Origin of the sequence: Acinetobacter gerneri DSM 14967 = CIP 107464 = MTCC 9824 (assembly GCF_000368565.1) — a bacterium.
GTDB lineage: Bacteria > Pseudomonadota > Gammaproteobacteria > Pseudomonadales > Moraxellaceae > Acinetobacter > Acinetobacter gerneri.
The window spans coordinates 560,414-579,213 of the sequence record NZ_KB849542.1 but is presented as its reverse complement, the minus strand read 5'-3'; the positions used below and the strand labels follow the sequence as shown (position 1 = coordinate 579,213).

General features: G+C 38.3%; 15 protein-coding genes. All 15 read left to right on the top strand.

The window, feature by feature from the left end:
• Nucleotides 1-3: 3 nt before the first annotated feature.
• The 15 genes from F960_RS08170 to F960_RS08100 all read left to right on the top strand — a co-directional run bounded on the left by F960_RS08170 (nucleotide 4) and on the right by F960_RS08100 (nucleotide 18,796).
• The gene (locus F960_RS08170) at nucleotides 4-2,112 is read left to right on the top strand and encodes a phage tail tape measure protein (RefSeq protein WP_004861967.1); all 2,109 of its coding nucleotides are present in this window, start codon (nucleotides 4-6) and stop codon (nucleotides 2,110-2,112) included.
• A 78-nt stretch (nucleotides 2,113-2,190) separates the two neighbouring features.
• Nucleotides 2,191-3,363: a DNA circularization N-terminal domain-containing protein gene (locus F960_RS08165; RefSeq protein ID WP_004861963.1), complete on the top strand. Its 1,173-nt coding sequence runs from the start codon at nucleotides 2,191-2,193 to the stop codon at nucleotides 3,361-3,363.
• On the top strand, nucleotides 3,353-4,408 hold the full coding sequence (locus F960_RS08160) for a phage baseplate assembly protein (protein WP_004861961.1): 1,056 nt from the start codon (nucleotides 3,353-3,355) through the stop codon (nucleotides 4,406-4,408). Before F960_RS08165 ends, F960_RS08160 begins: the two co-directional genes overlap by 11 nt.
• Nucleotides 4,405-4,884, top strand: a complete 480-nt coding sequence (locus tag F960_RS08155) for a phage baseplate assembly protein domain-containing protein (RefSeq protein WP_004861958.1) — start codon at nucleotides 4,405-4,407, stop codon at nucleotides 4,882-4,884. Before F960_RS08160 ends, F960_RS08155 begins: the two co-directional genes overlap by 4 nt.
• A gap of 5 nt (nucleotides 4,885-4,889) precedes the next feature.
• Nucleotides 4,890-5,255: a phage GP46 family protein gene (locus F960_RS08150; RefSeq protein ID WP_004861955.1), complete on the top strand. Its 366-nt coding sequence runs from the start codon at nucleotides 4,890-4,892 to the stop codon at nucleotides 5,253-5,255.
• 1 nt (nucleotide 5,256) lies between these two features.
• Nucleotides 5,257-6,300: a baseplate J/gp47 family protein gene (locus F960_RS08145; RefSeq protein WP_004861953.1), complete on the top strand. Its 1,044-nt coding sequence runs from the start codon at nucleotides 5,257-5,259 to the stop codon at nucleotides 6,298-6,300.
• Complete coding sequence (locus F960_RS08140) at nucleotides 6,297-6,824, top strand: putative phage tail protein (protein ID WP_004861950.1); 528 nt, start codon at nucleotides 6,297-6,299, stop codon at nucleotides 6,822-6,824. The genes F960_RS08145 and F960_RS08140 overlap by 4 nt, the downstream gene beginning before the upstream one ends.
• Before the next feature lie 9 nt (nucleotides 6,825-6,833).
• Nucleotides 6,834-8,108: a hypothetical protein gene (locus F960_RS08135; RefSeq protein ID WP_004861947.1), complete on the top strand. Its 1,275-nt coding sequence runs from the start codon at nucleotides 6,834-6,836 to the stop codon at nucleotides 8,106-8,108.
• 88 nt (nucleotides 8,109-8,196) lie between these two features.
• Nucleotides 8,197-9,282, top strand: coding sequence for a TonB-dependent receptor (locus tag F960_RS08130; protein ID WP_004861945.1), 1,086 nt, complete (start codon nucleotides 8,197-8,199; stop codon nucleotides 9,280-9,282).
• 19 nt (nucleotides 9,283-9,301) lie between these two features.
• Nucleotides 9,302-9,757, top strand: coding sequence for a copper resistance protein NlpE N-terminal domain-containing protein (locus F960_RS08125; protein ID WP_004861943.1), 456 nt, complete (start codon nucleotides 9,302-9,304; stop codon nucleotides 9,755-9,757).
• A gap of 572 nt (nucleotides 9,758-10,329) precedes the next feature.
• Nucleotides 10,330-10,884 (top strand): sigma-70 family RNA polymerase sigma factor, encoded by a 555-nt coding sequence (locus tag F960_RS08120; RefSeq protein WP_004861940.1) that lies wholly within the window; start codon nucleotides 10,330-10,332, stop codon nucleotides 10,882-10,884.
• Nucleotides 10,874-11,863: a FecR family protein gene (locus F960_RS08115; RefSeq protein WP_004861939.1), complete on the top strand. Its 990-nt coding sequence runs from the start codon at nucleotides 10,874-10,876 to the stop codon at nucleotides 11,861-11,863. Before F960_RS08120 ends, F960_RS08115 begins: the two co-directional genes overlap by 11 nt.
• 331 nt (nucleotides 11,864-12,194) lie before the next feature.
• Nucleotides 12,195-14,792, top strand: a complete 2,598-nt coding sequence (locus F960_RS08110; protein ID WP_004861937.1) for a TonB-dependent hemoglobin/transferrin/lactoferrin family receptor — start codon at nucleotides 12,195-12,197, stop codon at nucleotides 14,790-14,792.
• A gap of 154 nt (nucleotides 14,793-14,946) precedes the next feature.
• Complete coding sequence (locus tag F960_RS08105) at nucleotides 14,947-15,789, top strand: hypothetical protein (RefSeq protein WP_020846875.1); 843 nt, start codon at nucleotides 14,947-14,949, stop codon at nucleotides 15,787-15,789.
• 322 nt (nucleotides 15,790-16,111) lie between these two features.
• On the top strand, nucleotides 16,112-18,796 hold the full coding sequence (locus F960_RS08100; protein WP_004861931.1) for a type VI secretion system Vgr family protein: 2,685 nt from the start codon (nucleotides 16,112-16,114) through the stop codon (nucleotides 18,794-18,796).
• The last annotated feature ends 4 nt before the right edge of the window (nucleotides 18,797-18,800 follow it).

Below are 18,800 nucleotides of genomic sequence, written 5' to 3'. Positions count from 1 at the left end.
ATCATGAGTAAAAACACTGTTGTTTCGATGACGTTGCAAATCAAAGGCAATGCTGGTCAAGAACTTAAAAAAATCTCTGATCAGCAAGTTAATGCAACAACGAAAATCAATCAACAGTGGACTCAGATCGGCTCAGCTCAAGCTCGATTTGTTAATACAGCACGTGCTGGTGCGCAAGCGACGCAGAACACTGCTCGTGCTGGTGATCAACTTTTAAAAACAAATCGTTTAATTGAAAATGTTCTAAGAAATCAAACAACTCAGATCAAACAGCAAGCAGACTGGATGAAGCGAGTTGAGCAATCAAGTAAACGGACACAAGAAAATGTAAAACAAACATCATCGCTTTGGCAGAAAGTACCTGCGATTGCTGGTGGTTTAACTGCTGGCTATATGACTGCAAAAATGGTCACTGCAAATCCGCTTGAACGTGGACGGAATTTTGAAAAATCCGTTTTTGATGCAACTGCATCAATTACAAATGGTTTTAGCGGTATGTCAAAAGAGCAAGCAAAAGCGACAAATATAGAGTTAATGAATTATGCAAAAAATGCAGTGCGCAAAGGACATGGAACATTAGAAGGTGTTTCTGAGGCGGCTGGGATTTTAGCTGCTTCAGGTAATTATGAAAAGACATCTGATTTAAAAGACCCTCTTATTGCAATTGCAAAATCAGCATTCGCATCAGGTGCTTCTGAAGTCGATATGGCAAGACTTGCACAGCAGACCAAACAATTTGGTGTTGCACCGAATCGTACACAAGCTGCACTTGATCGTATGATGTCTTCAGGTTTTGCTGGTGGTTTTGAGCTAAAAGATATGGCGCAATACTTACCTGAGGTTCTAGCATCTGCTACAAAAGCTGGTTATAGTGGTGAAAAAGGTTTAAATACAGTCACTACACATTTACAGTTGGCGCGGAAATATACAGGAACTGCTGGAGAGGCAAAAACAAATATTGAAGATTTATATGGTCTTGTAAATCAAAAACATTTTAAAGATGCAATTGCAAAAAATATTACAGTTGAGATCGGTGATCCTACAAAAACTGGTAAAAAAGGAGCACAAGTTTTTGACTTAACTCAATATTTAGTTAACAACAAATTAAAAGGTGTAGAAACAGCAGATGCAATTTCAAATTTGATGAATCGAGAACTATCTAAAAATAAGGAATACAACAAACTAAACAATGACTTAGTTGTAGCTATTCAAAATAAAAATGTCGAACAGGCAGATAGAATTAAACAAGCTATTGAATTGGTGATTGCTGGTAAATTTGGAGATATATTCCATAATAAGCAGTCACTTTCTGGGATTTCTTCAATTGTTACAGGCATGAAAGATGGAAGTTATCAGGTAATAGATAATAAATCATGGAATGGGGAAGGTTCAGTCGAAAAAAATGCAGATTATAAATACGATCTTTTACCATCTTCAAAAGCAGATGCTTTAGAACAAGAAAAAATTCTTGCACAAATCAAAATTTATGATTCAGTGAGTGACAAACTTGGCAAGTTTGAAGGTACTTTGGTCGATTTGATGCGTAGTCATGAGGGATTAACAGCAGCAACTTTAGCAGCTACTGGTGCTTTAACAGTATTGGCGAATACAGCTGGTGGCGTTGTATTGGGTAAAGTGCTTACAGGTGGTTCAACAGCGGGAACAGTGGTAGCTGGTGCGGCTACAGGAACAGCAGCAAAAGCAGCAACAGGATCTGGAGCAGCTTTAGGATTAGCAGGTGCAGCTTATGGATTTGGAGAGGTTCTAAAACCTATTGATGATTATTTTTATGGTGTTGTAGATCGGATGTTCGGTGGTGATGGTAATCGCCCTGACTTTTTACAACAGTATATTGATAAAGAAAAAGCGAAACAATCTGGCGCGGAACAACAAGCTGAAAAAACTGAACAATTAATCTCTGAGCAACAAAAGCAAAATGAGCTAAGCCAAGAGCTCAGTGGGAAGTTAAGTGAATTAATTAGTGTTACAAGCCAAAATAAACCTTTACCGTTTCCTTCAGGTAGCCTTTTATCAATGATTTCTCAACATGCAGAAACAGAAGAAAAACGCACAGGTGCACCGAACGTCCCTTTTTATCTTCAAAAACGCTAAATTGGGTGGAAGCCTTTCCGCCTAATATAAAAAGTCTAATATATACAAAATAGCCTCATTCATATGAGGTTTTTTATTATGGGCTGGGCTACAGATCTACAAGATGCGTCATTTCGCGGTGTACAGTTTGAATGTACAGCTGCAAGTACTTCTTATGCGAAGGCACTTTCTGTAAAACAAGCACCGTACTCAGATGACGCTTCAGTCGAAGACATGGGTAATGATCCAGATGATATTTCACTGACGGCCGTATTTACGGGTGAAGACTATAAAACCTATCTTGATGCTTTGATTACTGCACTCAAAGTTACTGGATCGGGAGAATTAATTCATCCAATTTACGGTGTGATGCAAGTTTTTGTTGTGTCATTTAGCGATAATTTTGACGCTGAAAATGTAGATTTCTGCACACTTAACATTAAGTTTTTACGAAATAAACAAGATAAAAAACAACTCTTTATCCCTGTTAAAACACAAACATCAATCTCAACTGCAACAATCATTGATGCTCCAGCATCTAAGCTTGGCGCATTTTTAGAAAAACTCAAACTTCAGGACAGTAACAAGTTATTTGCAACAGTCACAACAATCCGCAACAGCCTCGATCAAGCACGTTCGTATTTAGGTCTTGCAAAACAAAGCATTGAAGATGTTTTATCCCCTGCAACTTATATAGTAGGACTTGTTGACGATGTAACAAAGTTGGTCACATTTGATACAAATATCACTGCTATTTCAAAATGGCGCGATATTACCAATCGAGTGCAACGTTTTGAAAAGGTCTTTCAAGATACTGATTCAACTGAAATCACTCAAGCTTGGCGTTCTACACAAGTCGCAGCGCATATTGCAGTAGCTCAGCAAGTCATAGCAACGGTTCGTGCTGAAATGGCAAGTGATGAAATCATCAGTTTTACCCCTGTTGATTTGGCTGTTGTACGCCAAAACACACGTAAAGTTTTACAACAAGCCATTGATATAGAGCGTATTTCAAATACGTTTGAGTCCGTTTCACAGATTCAAATCTATAAAGAACTGGCTGACCAGATCCATCTACAAATACAAGAACTCATTGAAACACGCCCACCAATTACCACAGCAAAAGTCCCTGTGAACTGCACTGTACATTGGCTTGCACACTATTTATATGAAGATATGAGTCGATCCGATGAAATATTACGACTCAATCCTGACTTGATGAATCCATCTTTACTACAAATCGGCATGGAGCTAACCGTCTATGCACGATAATCAAAATACAGTAATTCGTTTAACTATCGGCAACTTAGAATGCTCAAGCTGGGAATATGCTGAGATAGATAATCAGATTGACACGCCTGCTGAAAGCTGGAATTTGACACTGTTCCAACAAGATGGGCAGCTATTATCTTCTGAAATTAAAGGTGGTGCAGAAGTTAAAATTTTTTACGGTGATGAATTAATTCTGACCTCTATTGCAGATAAAGTATCTGAGGCTGTCAGCCGTTCAGGATATGGTTTGCAAATCTCAGGGCGTGATATGGCTGGTCAATTGATTGATTGTTCTGTTCCGATTTTTAATGGGCGACAAGTCACTTTAGAAGAACTTATTGGAAAATATGTGCTTAATGGTGATTTAGGCTCTATTTTTCATAATGTTAGGATTCAAGATAACTCTTGGCTAAAAAATAAAGTATCAGTAGAGCCGAGTGAGTCGCTTTGGGATGCAATCGAAAAAGCTGCTCAGATCACAGGACAACATGTTTGGCTTGATCCTGATGGCACGCTCAATATCGGAGATCCGTTTAAAAATCCGTACTACGTACAAACTAAACTGCGTCTAAATAAGCCAAATGATCCTACTAACAATGTGCTATCACTTGAGTATGAAAATGACGTTTCTCGTGTCTTCAGTCAGTTCAAAATATTAAGTCAGGATGGCGAAGCAAATCATATTCTCTCAGAAGGTACTGCACAGACGCAGTATGGATTTAATCGTTTAAAAATCTTGTCATTAGGTGATGTTGAAACACAAGCTGAAGCAGATGCTGCTCTAGAAAAAATCAAGAAAGACAATAACTTTGAATCTCATACATTGATGGCAACAGTTCAAGACTGGACTGTTGATGGCAAAATTTGGGCATGCGGTTGGTACGTTGATCTTGAATCGAATGCTTTGACCAATGCATCAGCAAAATGGGCAGTCATCGGGCGCACATTAAATCTTGATCGCAAAAATGGCAAAACCACAAAATTACTTTTAAAGCGTCAAGGCGATTGGGCTAATCCGCTTATTCATAAGGAGAAATCCAAATGATGGGAGCAGTCGCACGACAAGTTCAAAAAGGCTTGGGTCAAATTAGACAAATATTTCTTGGCTTAGTCGCTCGTGGTGGTTCTGAAAAACTACAGCTCACGGGTGTTGCAGATGAAGTACTGCAAGAGGTTGAACTTATTCAGCAAGTCGGATTTAGCTCTTATGTTCCTGAAAATTCTAAAGTTGTGATTGTGCCATTACAAGGTAAAACATCGCGGTCAATCGTTGTTGCGACCACTGGTGGTGATGTGATTATCAATGTCGCTGAAGGTGAAGTTTGTATCTATGACCAGTTTGGGCACTCAGTTTGGCTTAAAGAGGATGGAACGCATATTGAGGGCGATTTATTTGTAAATGGCAAAGTCCAAGCGACCAGAGATGTTTCAGATCAGAAAGGCTCAATGCAAAAAATGCGTGATGCACATAACCCTCATACACACGGCAATAGCCCGCCACCTTCGCTACAAATGGAGTAAACGAAATGGGAGTAATCAATTTAGAATCAAAAGATTATGTGCTGATCAGTCTTGATGCCGCATTTTCCAATAATGATGATGAACAGATCATCTGCCAGCGTTTAAATATCTATCGTCGAAAGTACTGGGCAAATTCAAACTTGGGTAGCCGTTTCTATACCTTACGACGCTCAAAAGATGTACCTCGGACGATTCAAACAGTAAAACAGTTTGCTGAAGAAGCTTTGAGTGATCTTGTACCAGATCGCTTTCAATCAATTCTAGTCACTGCAACTCAGTCTATTAAAAGCCGTATTGACCTAAACATAGAAGTAACAAGGTTTACAGGCGAAAAGCAAACAGTCTTGTATTTTGTTCCAGTAGGTGGCTAACATGGCATTTCAAACTAAAAAATTTGCTGAAATTCGCGAAGATATCACGCAAGAAATCCGCAATAAAACAGGGCTGACGATTTCTAATGACTCGGATGCTGGTATTCGTGCAGATGGTGCAGCTTCAGTGGTCGAAGGCTTGTATCATCAACAAGACTATATACAGAAACAGCTTTTTGTCGCTACTGCTGATGAGCCATTTCTCTATTTACATGCTGAACGCCTAAAAACTCCTCGGTTTGGTGGTTCTAAAGCTGCTGGAAGTGTTACGGCAACATCGAATATTGATTTAAAAATCGTTGCTGGTTCTAAACTTACAGATGGTAAAAGTCACTACTGGATTACTGTCTATGATGAATATTTAAAGGCTAATCGCCCTAAAACCATTGATATCACAGCTAGTCAGGTTGGCTCTAGCTGGAACTTTGACGGTTCATCTTTGCTTTGGGTTAGTCCAGCAGCTGGATTATCAGGTCAGACTACTGTTGTAGAAATAAATGGCGGATCGGACGAAGAAGAAGTCGAAGCATGGCGTGAGCGCATGCAAGAAAAAGAAAAACTCGGTACTGAGCGTGACCGTGAGGCTGATTTAGAACGTATTGTTAAGGACGTTGCAGGTGTTGCAGATGTCTTTATTTACCCCAAACGTCGTGGACTTGGTTCTTTAGATGTCGCAATCACAGTAGCTGGAAATCCGCCAAATTCACCGAGTTCAGCACTACTTTCCGCAGTTCAAGACGCTTTAGATGCTTATGCTGGTTTTTGGGCGGATGTACGTGCTTATGCAGCGATAAAGGAATATTTAAACCTTAAAATTTCTTATTCTGGTACAGCGAGTGCTACTGAAGTTGAGCAGACAGTAAAAGACTATGTTGGTGCACTTATTCCAGCTGAAAGTTATATCGATTCAACGATGGTGAGTCGTATTAAATCTTTAGCTGTAACCGATGTAACGATTACACCCAATACAAATGTTGCCCCAACAAATACGAATTTGGTTACTGGTTGGCTGCGGATCGGCACACTGGAGGTCACTAAGTTATGACTTTAGAGCAGCTGATAGAACTATACGCTTCAGTACTTCGTCAACTCTTGCCTGTAGGTGGCTACGATACTGCCAATGGTACTGTGATTTCTCTTGATATTTATGCCCATGCGAAAGTGCTAGCAGAGGCTGACATAGATGGTCGACGTTTGCTTCAGTTTATTGAATCTGTACCAGAAGAATTACTTGATGAATATGAAGAGTCGATTGGTTTACCGTTACATTGCTCTATAAATAGTACAAAAACAATTGAAGAACGTCTTCAGATCATTGATTGGGTTAAAACCACGACAAATGTTCTAAATCGGAACTACTTAGAGCAGCTTTTAAAGCTTTTCGGTGTTGAACTTGTTGATCTAGTTAAATATAAGCCACTGCAATGCATAGCGTCATGCACTTCAGCTGTGAATACAGAGCAGCTGCGCTACAAAGTCAAATTGGTAATTAAAAAACCTGTGAATGCAGATATCAGCTGCATTATTCAAAACTATTTACCAGCGTACATTCGCTACGATATAAATTAAGGAATTGAAATGAAACGTATTGATAGTATTAATGCACGTCCAAACATGTTTGGAACTGGCAAAAGTGGTTTTCATGATAATGCTGATTTAGCTGGTCAAGATGCAACGTATTTAACACCCGATTGGCTTAATATGATTCAGGAAGAAATCTGCAATCTTATTGAAAAAAACAACATAAAAATTGATCCCACAAAGAAAGATCAATTATATGAATTGCTTGCAACTTATTCCTATGTGCAAGCTTTAGAAATAGCAATTGAAGAACGTTTTATAGCTGAGGCTACTTTAAGTAAAAAAGCACGTGATGAGCTACAAGCTCAAATTACGGCTTTACTTAACTATGTAACTTATCCTCGTATCATAGCGTCAGGGGTCTTTTTATATTCTGGTGGCGAAAATGGTGGCAATGTTACAATGCTTAGTAGTTCAGATGGTTGGGCTTCAGGTGGTAAAAACATTATTGCACCCAGTATTTATAATCTAACAGATCGTAATATCGGTATATATATGACACCAGAAGGTGCAAATGAAGCTTGTTATTTCAATCGCACAGAAACAACTATTACGCCTTTTGTTTTCAATCGCTCTGGCCAAAACCGTATCGGTTACGAAGGACAAGTGAGCTTTCAAGTTGTTCAACATAAAAATCCTAATAGCGTCAGCTCTGATGGCGATTACGCTGTAGGTTCATATACATTCATTCTTCAGCCAAACGAGTCTAAAATTTTTACGCTTATGGCTGCTGGCGGCGGCGGCGGCGCTTCTTGTAAAGATGATGGTAGTACTTATGCTTTATCAAGTGGTCAGAACGGTACTGATATCCAACTTAAAGTGAATGGTGATGCTATCGCAATCATTCATGGCGGTACTGGCGGTAAACAAGGTATTTGGAAGGATGATGGTACTTTTACCGATGGTGAAGCTGGTGCAGGCGGTACAGTTGAAATCATCGGGGTATTTCAGTCTAAAACTATCACTGAAGGGAATGTTGGCGGGGCTACTATTGATAATGTCAGTGGCGGTGCTTCAGTAAGTTCTATAGGTTCATTCGGTGCAGGTGGTAAAGGGAATAAAGGTGTTTACACTGATAATGGCGATGGCTTAGGTGCAGGTGGTGGCTCTGGGGCTGTTCTCGTTGCTGAATATAAGAATCGAAGTACTTCTAATCAGACAATCACTCTTGTAGTTGGTAAAGGCGGTGCAGGTGGTAAAAAAGGTGGTTTCGATTCAGATGTTGAAGGTACAAAAGGAAGTGATGGTTTTGCTCGTGTAGCTAGTGCATAATTTGAAAAGCTATTTCATTGTGTGCAACGGGATAACTTGCTATTTATCTCAATATTTTGGCTAAATTATCTCGTCGCGCATCATAAGTTTGAGTAATGATTCGAATTTATTTGGCAAATATCGCAATAGATTTAGCCTTGGCGCTGAATATAACCATACGGATTTAACCAGTCTAAGACAATTTGCAAGTTTTGGTTCTATTGATCCATTTTCGCCGCAAGGACAAGTCGGTCAGATGCCGTCTACCAGTTCCTCTATTTGGGATAGTGCAGGTGGTAACTCTATCTATAAATCGAAACTCGCGACTACATCTATATTTGCAGAAGATGCATTCAATCTTACACCTGACTGGTTATTGGTTGGTGGGGTGAGGTTTGATCATATCGATGCTGAACGTAATGTGATTGATTTATATGCACAAACACAGAGCAAATTCAATCCAACTTTCAACCCTGTTTCATGGCGTGTTGGAAGTATTTATAACATCACACCAGATGTTCAAGTTTATGGGCAATACAGCACAGCGATAACACCAGTATCTTCATTACTCCTCATTTCTTCTTCTAGAGCAGATTTTAAATTGTCTGAAGGGAAGTCGGCTGAAACAGGTTTTAAAGCCAGTCTTTTTGATGGCAAAACAGATGTGATTGGTTCGATTTATTGGATTGAATTAAACGATATTTTGACGCGTGATCCGCAAAATACATCATTGACCGTTCAGGGTGGCTCACAGACTTCGCGAGGTGCTGAACTGACAGCATCGACTCAATTGACTTCTCAGTTGCGTGCGGATCTAGGTTTGGCTTGGGTCGATGCAAAATATCATGATCTACTCGAACCGGGTGGCGACCGTACAGGTAATCGTCCTGTAAATGTACCGAAAAAAGTTGCCAATGCATCCATCAATTACAAATTTAATGCTGTACCCGTATCGTTGACGGCATATGCAAAATATGTGGATGGTTTTTATACCGACACGGCAAATACATATTATGTAAAAGGGCATACGACTTTAGATGCTTCTATTTCTTATGAACTTAAAAATATGACCTTTACCTTGTGGGGTAGAAATTTAAGCAATGAATATTATGGTGAATATTCAGGCTATTCCCCAACGCAAATCTTTATCGGTGCGCCACGTAGCGTCGAATTGGCAATGACCTTTAAATATTGATCAAAATAGGTATGAAGAGATGAAAAAGACATTATTGACATCATTTATTTTGGCAAGCGTGAGTTTCGGTTGTTCAGAATCGAATGATGTATCTAAAAATGAAAAATCGAGCGCAAAAATTAAAGTAGTAAGTGATCCAAAAATGCAAGCATGGGTGGGGCACTATACTGCGGTTACACCATGTGCCAACTGTGTGACACGTTGTGAAGGATGTGAAGGTATTGGGATTGATCTGAAAATTAATGCAGATCAAAGCTTTGTATTTGAGCGAACAGATAACAATGCGGATACTAAGCCCGTGGTGTTTATGGGGCGGTTTAGATTTATAGACCCAGACAAACGCAAAATCGAACTGATGGGCGTATCGGACAAACATAAATTTGCGTTGAGTGAGGGTTCAATTGAAGTGATTGATACCAAAACTGAGCGCTTTTTTGATTCGGAAGATGAGTTTTTGCTCGATAAATTGACCTAATGACTTCGCTTTAAGATCGTTGATGTGGGTTTGTTGAAGCCCACAAGCTATTTTTCTAAGTTTGATTTTTATAAATGATCTTTTGATCGATCAGGGAAATGGATCGTAAATAGATTGAGTGTGAAATGCCAATTTGGGATTGGCATTCTCCATTGCTTAGTGGCATTTGATGATACTAAGCAAATGACGTTTTTGACAGGATTATTGCATGAGAAGAATTTTATTTTATCGTTGAATAACGCATCAGCTGATTTAGCCGCTTCATTGCGTATTATAAAATGTGCTGGCGGATGGTCGTTAGGCCGCTAAATACTATTCACATATTTTCCAATTGGTTTTTTATTTTTCTCAATTTCCCTATTTCGTAAATGGTGCAGTGTTTAAAATAAATGCTTTGATATATTTAGCTGTAATTATTGAATATTTTCATATTTTTCAATCGGAAAGATGAATTTTAAAAATACTTCGGCTGGTTTTAGCTTCATAATTCGTCTAAAAAACTTCGTACAGATATTTACAAATACAAGAATGTAAATGATAATTATTATTGTTTATATATTTTAACTTTTATTATGAATGCTTCTTCATCTCCCTCAACTGATTTAAAGCAACAATTAATACAAGAAATGTATTTAGATCATCATGATTGGTTACAACACTGGCTGAGATTGCGAATCAGATATCCATTTAATGCTGCCGATATCGTTCAAGACACCTTTGTTAAGTTGTTGCAAACCAAACAAATATTTTCTATTCAAGAGCCGCGTGCTTATCTCATTCATGTTGCAAAACATTTACTGATTGATAAGCAACGCCGTTATGTGCTCGAAAAAAATTATTTAGAATCTTTAAAACTCGAAATAGAAGATAGAGAATTATCACTGTCTTCAAATCAAATTGAAGAAGCCGTCTTGATATTGGATTTTTTGACGGTTGCATTACAGGACACATCAGTACATGCACGTCAGGCTTTTCTTATGTATTATTTTGAAGGGCATACTCAAAGTGAAATCGCAGCAGCGATTGGTAAATCTTTGAGAACAACTCAATTGTATTTGGCAGAGTGTCTACAACTCTGTTTTGATGCAAAAAATAATCTCAGTGAGTCTGGTGTGAATGAACACTGAACAATTAAGAAAAGAATTAGCGTTATGGGCAATCCGTTTAAATAGCGATGATCCTGATGCGCGCCGTGAAGCAGAAGCACAATTCAAAGAATGGCGTCAAAAATATCCGCAATACCATGAACAGATGGAGGAAATGCAGCGCTTTTCTGAACAGATGCATCATCTTTCCACAACGCATGGTATTTCTAGTCAGAATATTCAAAATTCAGTCCAGCTCAGTCGACAAGGCGAAAAATACATCCAAAAGATGTTGGCTAAAACCTTTGTATTTGCGCTATGTGTAGGGGCTGTCGGTTATTTGAGTTATAGCACGATTCCATTTGCCTACTATGCTGCTGATCTCAAAACTAAAACAGGTGAAATGCAAAGTTTTGTTTTGGACGATGGATCGAAAATAACACTCGGTGCAAAATCAGCAATTAAATTAGATTTTACTCAAGATAAACGAGAGATCGACCTCGTACAGGGCGATCTATATATTGAAGTCGCCAAAGACAAAAATCGCCCCCTTATTGTACATACTGAGCAAGCTGATTTTAAAGCATTGGGGACACGTTTTATCGTCAATGAATATCACGAAAGCAGCAGCTTAAGCATGTTAGATTCAAAAGTTCTTGCAACATCTTTAAATCAAGCTCACCAAAGCCGTGTCGTAAAGCAAGGGCAAAAGCTAAATGCGGATCTAACAGGCTTAGGGCAAATTGCTACATTAAATATTTCTGCAACTGAAATGGCATGGGATCGACAGCAAATTTTGGCTGAAGATTTGGCTTTATCAGATTTATTGACACTTTTAAGTCGCTATCATCAGGGTTATCTGTTCTTCAACAAACAGGCTTTGAGTCAATTTAAAGTAAATGGCGTGATTAATGCACGACAAGATTTGGATCAAACGCTGAGCCTTTTGCAAAATCAATATCCACAATTGAAAGTTCATCGGATCAGTAAAAATGTACGATATATTTCTATAAATGACTAAAACTGTCTTAATTAATTATGGTTTAGCTCGAAGCCATTTAAAAAATATATTTAAAATGATGTTTGAATATCATGATCAATATGGATTGCTATTGATGGAATTGAGCTATACCTAGTCTTGAGTTGGAAATGCACTCAGAAATGATATGAAAATATTTAAATTATAAATATTTGAAAATTAAAATATAAAATCATAAATATAAATAAATGAATAAAAATATCCATTTTGATTGCGGTTTTTAGCCTTGAGCTTCGGCATATCACTTAGAAACAGGAATATTTTTTGACTCAAAACTATAAATGATTATCATTTATTTATTGGTAAATTGATTATGTCCCAAATTTTATCTAAGAAATATGCTTTAAAACCACTGGCATTGGCGATGTTTGTTGGTTTAACAATGAGTATGACGCATACACCTGCTTATGCAGGAGAACACGTTGAACGCGCGTTTTATCAAGTTCAAAGTGGTTCACTTACGCAAGCTTTAAATAGTCTGGCACAACAAGCAAATGTGTCGCTGTTGCTCAATTCAGAAAAAACCAATCTGTATCGGGTCAATGCCATCAAGGGGCAGTACACAGTCGATCAGTTTTTCGTGATCTTGGTAAAAAACACGCCATTTCAGATCGAAAAAAAGGGTGTAGGTTATGTGCTGACAGAAAAATCAACTGCTAAGGCAACCAGTCCATCATCGACAGCGACATTATCTAAAAAGGAAATGCCTAATCAGAGTGCGTCCACGACAGATTCTCCAGATCAAATTTATCAGATCCCTGCGATTGTGGCTTATGCTGAAAATGACGATACGATAAAATTTGGTCAAAGTGTTTTAAACCAAACAGCGATCAATCGCTATCAAGCAAATAATGTAGCGCAATTGTTGGATAATATGCCGAGTGTCGGCTCAGCAGGCTCTCCACGTCCCGGTGGGCAAACCATCAATATTTTAGGCATGGGCGGTGTGGCGGATGTCCCGATTACATTGGATGATTCAGTTAAAACCTTTGATAAATATCGACAAGGTTCGGTTTTTATTGAACCTGAAATTTTAAAAAGAATAACAGTGGATAAAGGTCCACATAATGTCGAAGTGGGAAATGGTGGTTTTGGCGGTAAAGTGACCTTGGAAACAAAGGATGCGACAGATTTATTATTGGATGATAAAAATCTTGGCGCATTTTTAAAATATTCACGTTTTTCAAATAATGCGCAAAATACTTATACTGGTGCTGTATATGGTAAAACTGAAAATGGTCTCGCTGATGGATTATTTTATTACACCAAACGTGATAGCGGAGATGTAGAACGTCCAGATGGCAGTAAGTTTTTATATTCTGCACAAGATCAAGACACTTATTTAGCAAAGCTTAATTTTCATCCTTCGGACAGCCAGAAAATCTCCCTAAATGCCATGCGAAGTGGTCATGAAGGTTGGGAACCATTTGCGGCTATGCGAGATCAGGATGCCGTGCCTACTGAGGCTGATATTAAAAAATATGGTTATGATGAAGCATGGAAGCGACGTTTGGTCTATCGTGATCAAAAAGACACAAGTTTTTCAGCCAGTTATGAACTCAATCCAGAGGCAAATCCTTACCTCAATCTTAAAGCTGTGGCATCCTATTCAAAAACCTCTCAACATGATTTGAGACTGCCAACAGTCAATGGTTCTTCGGCACTGTTAGGCAATGAAAGCTGGGTAGATTATACCAATACATCCTTTAAACTCAGTAATATCAGCGATATCGAAACTGATTATGGAAATCATAAAATAAAAGTAGGCGCGCAATATCAACGGATGGAACAAGAGTCCTTGATGTACGATAAAGCCAATGCGAAAAAGCCTGATTATAATTTTGGTTATTATGAACCAAACTATATGCCGACAGGTCAGCAACAAATGCTGAGTGCTTTTGTAGAAGATCAATATCAAATCGGCGATGTGACTATTTCACCTTCATTACGCTATGATCATATTGTCAATAAAGGCAAACCTAACCAAGCACCACGCTTCAATGATCCATCAGCAGGTCATGATTATAGTAGTAAAACTTATAGTGGTTGGTCGCCACGCTTAGCTTTGGCTTGGAAACAAACGGATTATTTGACTTGGTTTTCAAATGCCAGCAAGACATGGAGAGCGCCGCGTGTAGATGAGCAATATTATGTTCAATCTGCGATCACCACTGTACCCTCAACCAGTCGTTATTTACTGACTGAAAAAATGACAGCGATACGTCTAGGAAATGAATTCAATTTTGATGATGTATTTTCTGATCAAGATCATTTACAAGCACGTTTTACTTATCATCATAATCGCGGTTCAGATGAGATATTTCGCAATCGTTCAACTTTTTGTAAAGCGCAAGCAGATAATAATGCCAGTGGAGGTTCAGGTAGCGTAAGTGATTGTAATGGTGATTATTATCATGGATTTTACCGAAATGTAGGTGACTACACGATAAAAGCTTATGAGGCTGAACTTTTTTATAATCAACCGACATGGTTTACAGGGATAACCTATTCTTATATTCGTGGACAGCGTGATCATTCACCTGTAAATCCATGGTTAGACCAAAAAACATGGATTGTGGATATTCCACCGAAAAAGGCTACGGCTACACTTGGGGTAAATGTTCCAGAACATCATTTAACTATGGGATGGCGTGGAATATTTGTTGCTGCACAAAATCGAAGTCTATCAGATCATGACAAGTCTCCAGCTGCTTCTTCATTTTCACTGCCAAAAACCAAAGGCTATTCATTGCATAGTATTTTTGTAGATTGGCAGCCAATGAGTGCAAAAGGACCTGTACTGAATTTTTCCATAGATAATTTATTTAACCGTGACTATAAAATGTATCTAGGTGAATATATGACTGGGACTGGTCGAGATTTTAAATTCAGCATTTCACAAAGTTTTTAAAAGCGAAGTGAAAAGTCAGCGGTTCAATATCTGGAAGGGGTGACTTTCCAGATATTTATCGCTATATATGTAAATTGAGAGAGGAACATTTCGAAAAACAATAGATAGGAGATGGCTATTCCTATGTCGCTTCCATATAACTAAAAGAAACGTATTGGCGATAAGCGTTTTATTGCTTATTGTGTTGTTATTTTCATGTTTCTTAAAAGCAAATCAAAAAACAACACCTCAACCCATGCCAGTCCCAAACCAACAAGGTCAATATGAAATTAAAGTTCATTTGGGCGAGTCTGCACAAGATGTCTATCGACGTAATCCAAATATGTTTAAAGTCAATGCATCAGGGGTAGGTCCGGGGTTTATGCGTCCTGTTTTACCATTTAAAGAAATCGAGAAAATAAAAATTGTATTAATGGACACTGACCAACAGCCTATATTTGCGATGGATCATATCAAAGATTTACGTCTAGTCAATGATGACAATATTCCGCATTTAGGCATCGATAATTTATTGGTTGATACTGCTACTAGCGGTGAAAATCTTAATGACAAACAATTATATGAGCTTTATGCCAAGATTCGAGACATGTTGAAAAATTATGGCTGGCAAGCCTACATTGATCCAGAAGATCCTAGAGTTTTTGGCAAAGCATCATGGGAAAATAAAAGTATTGGACTCAAAGATGGTTTTTATATAGATCGTTATGAAAAATGGCAAAAATATATAGCAGATGGCAATATTTTTGTAATGTTTAAAAGAGAAAATCTAATCGCTAAAGTATCGGTTAGCAGTGTTTTATCTGATATAGAAATAGAAACGGCAGCAGCTTCCTACCTATATCGTTATGATGAAAAAACACGCGTCGAACATTGGCGTGAGTATCTGCAACAAGATATCCCAAAATGGAAAATATCACGTGAAAAACAAGAGACAGAATTCAGAAAGCAGGGCATTTCCATTGATGAAAATTATATAGATGTGCAATTGCCAAAATAATGATCAATCTGGCAAAACTTCCGAGACTGGTATTAAAAAATCACCTCCCTAAACTATAAATCAAGCTGCTATTTTCCATGCTGAGTAGGCAGAAGCGATTCAATATACATTTTTTAACGAATTGATACTTTAAAAGACAAAAAATGAAAATTTATTAATTTTTATAGAGTTATCTGCCATGTTGATATGATGAAAATAACTAAATAATAAAAAAAACATAAGATTCTTAATTTAAAATGATTTGCAACAAAAATTAAAAAAACTGTTAAGTAAATATGTATATACTTGTGAATTAAGAGAAAAATCACAGTATTAATTAAAAATGAATCATCAAATAAAACTATTTGGCAAAGCTTTGCCTGAAAGCGAGTATGGAACTTCATACTTTTGGTTTGACTCATTGTCAGGTACTGACAAGATTAATGAGCTTTTTGAATATCAACTCGTGGTTAAAGTTCGCGATGAATTTCACAATCCTGCGCATGGCTATGCAGGTTTAGAAGGCTATGTCCCTAAACAAAGGGCGACCAGTGGTGGCAGTCCTGCATCTGACCTAAATTTACAAAGTTTGATTGGGACTGAAATTGCTATATCTGTGAGATTGGATGGACTAAAACCTGATTTTTCAAACTTGGAAAATATCAATAATTTTAGTGGGGAAAATACATATCAAAGCAATATCAATGGCACACGTTATTATCGAGGATTGGTCAATCGAGTCGAGGCCTTAGCTGTTCGTAACCGTCATGCCATGTATAAAATCACGCTCGTACCGTGGCTTTGGTTGCTCACAAAAACCAGTAATTATAAGATTTATCAGCATAAAACGGTTTTGCAAATTATTGAGGAAATACTCGAACCTTATCCTTATCCAGTTGATTATCGCTGTAGTCAAGATTATCCAGTTTTGGACTTTCAAGCACAGTATGGCGAGGATGATTACAGTTTTATCAAACGCTTAATGCAAGAGCATTCGATCAATTTTCATTTTGAGCATAGCCAAAACCATTTGACTTTAGTGTTGTCAGATCACAATGCAGCATATAAAGAAATGGAAGCATCAGGCTATCGTAATCTGAGCATATATCCACCAAACCAACGCTTTCCTGAACTTGCTGAATATATTGAAAATTTTGAGCCTGTACAAAATCTGGTTTCAGGTAAAGTCCAGCTCAGCGATTATCAATTTAAACAACCGAGCTTAGTACAAACTGCCCAAGACCAATTTCTTTGGGATCATGATTATGCTGAACAAGAAGTCTATGAATGGCAACAAGGTGATTTTTTAAGTGCCGAAGAAGGTGGGCAAGTACGGGCAAAAAACCGTATAGAAGAATTATATCAACATGGCTATCGTGCAGAAGGGCAAGGACGTTTAAAAGGTTTACAAACGGGTTATCGCTTTAATCTGGAAAATCACCCAAATAGTGAGTCTAACCGAGGTTGGTTGGTGCTTGGAACGCAAACCACGATCCAAGATCTCAGCGAAGAAAAAGCGGACAACCAATTTTATGACTCAAATGTCAAATTTTTGGTACAGCCAGATGAACAAATCCTGAGACCAGATTTAAATCTAAATAAACCACAGGGAAAACCTCAAACAGCGACAGTCGTGGGACCTGCTGGAGAGGAGATTTATACAGATCAATATGGGCGTGTAAAAGTACAGTTCCATTGGGATCGTTATGGCGTTAAAGATGAAAATAGTACCTGCTGGCTTCGGGTATCCACGGCTTGGGCAGGCAATAACTTTGGTACGATTCATCTGCCTCGTATAGGTCAGGAAGTGATTGTTGACTTCTTTAATGGTGATCCTGATATGCCATTTGTGGCAGGACGCTTGACCAACCCAGAACAAATGCCTGTTTGGGAGTTGCCAAGTCAAAAAGCACTCTCTGGAATAAAATCTAAAGAATTAGGTGGTAAACAAGCCAATCAATTGGTGATGGATGATACCAATGGACAAATCCAAGTTCATTTAAAAAGTGACCATCAAGCCAGTGAACTCAACCTCGGATATATCACACGCATCCCCGATCCTAAAGGACGTAAAGATTTCCGTGGCGAAGGTTTTGAGCTCCGAACAGATGGTCATGGTGTGATTCGTTCACAAAAAGGATTGTTAATTACCAGTCAGGGGCGTGGAGATGCTTCTGGATTTGTTAAAGAGCTTAACGAAGCGGGTATCGTTCTCGATACTGCCTATCAACAGCATCTAAATTTGGCACAATCAGCAGTTGAGCATAAAAACCAAGATGGCGATGACCAAACAGAAACAGTTAAAGTTTTAAAACAATTGAATAGTGCGGTGACAGGTGGTCAGGCAAAAGGAAAAAATGCCGAATTGACTGATCCTCAAGTGGTGATGCATAGCCCGACGGGTGTGGATATCGCCAGTGAAAAGTCTACGCAAATTGCCAATGGTGAGCACATAGCCCTGACTGCAGGACAACATATTAGTTTAAGTTCAGGTAAAAACTTGTTGGCGAGTGTGCGTGGCGCGATTCGATTTTTTTCTCAATTAAAAGGTATTCGTTTATTTGCTGCTAAAGAAAAAATTGAACTCAATGCACAAACAGCGGGTATCGATGTATTGGCGCAACAAAAAGTACAAGTGCATTCACATGGGGATTGGGTTGAGATCACCGCAAAAGAAGGTGTGATGATCAATGCAGGTGGTAGTTATATTAAGATCACACCGAATGGTATTGAACATGGAACCAATGGTCAGTGGAAAGCGCATGCAGCCGACCATAAGTTTGAAGGACCTTCAAGTCAGCCGATCAAGAGTGAAAATCCTTTGTTTAATGATGAGATGTTTGTACTTAAAAATCGTAGTGGTGAACCAATCTCAGGATTTAGATATAAAATCATAGATGATCTCGGTAATGTTTTTTATGGTGTAACTGACGCCAACGGTCAAACTGACCGAATCTTTAGTGGTGCTAAAAATATAGGTTTAAAAATATATCCTGATGATCGTAATTCTACAAATGATGATGAATAAAATA

Excerpts from the sequence above, each read along its gene's own strand:
- F960_RS08170 (WP_004861967.1), top strand. The coding sequence starts at position 4 with ATGAGTAAAAACACTGTTGTTTCGATGACGTTGCAAATCAAAGGCAAT.
- F960_RS08165 (WP_004861963.1), top strand. The coding sequence starts at position 2,191 with ATGGGCTGGGCTACAGATCTACAAGATGCGTCATTTCGCGGTGTACAG.
- F960_RS08160 (WP_004861961.1), top strand. The coding sequence starts at position 3,353 with ATGCACGATAATCAAAATACAGTAATTCGTTTAACTATCGGCAACTTA.
- F960_RS08155 (WP_004861958.1), top strand. The coding sequence starts at position 4,405 with ATGATGGGAGCAGTCGCACGACAAGTTCAAAAAGGCTTGGGTCAAATT.
- F960_RS08150 (WP_004861955.1), top strand. The coding sequence starts at position 4,890 with ATGGGAGTAATCAATTTAGAATCAAAAGATTATGTGCTGATCAGTCTT.
- F960_RS08145 (WP_004861953.1), top strand. The coding sequence starts at position 5,257 with ATGGCATTTCAAACTAAAAAATTTGCTGAAATTCGCGAAGATATCACG.
- F960_RS08140 (WP_004861950.1), top strand. The coding sequence starts at position 6,297 with ATGACTTTAGAGCAGCTGATAGAACTATACGCTTCAGTACTTCGTCAA.
- F960_RS08135 (WP_004861947.1), top strand. The coding sequence starts at position 6,834 with ATGAAACGTATTGATAGTATTAATGCACGTCCAAACATGTTTGGAACT.
- F960_RS08125 (WP_004861943.1), top strand. The coding sequence starts at position 9,302 with ATGAAAAAGACATTATTGACATCATTTATTTTGGCAAGCGTGAGTTTC.
- F960_RS08120 (WP_004861940.1), top strand. The coding sequence starts at position 10,330 with ATGAATGCTTCTTCATCTCCCTCAACTGATTTAAAGCAACAATTAATA.
- F960_RS08115 (WP_004861939.1), top strand. The coding sequence starts at position 10,874 with ATGAACACTGAACAATTAAGAAAAGAATTAGCGTTATGGGCAATCCGT.
- F960_RS08110 (WP_004861937.1), top strand. The coding sequence starts at position 12,195 with ATGTCCCAAATTTTATCTAAGAAATATGCTTTAAAACCACTGGCATTG.
- F960_RS08100 (WP_004861931.1), top strand. The coding sequence starts at position 16,112 with ATGAATCATCAAATAAAACTATTTGGCAAAGCTTTGCCTGAAAGCGAG.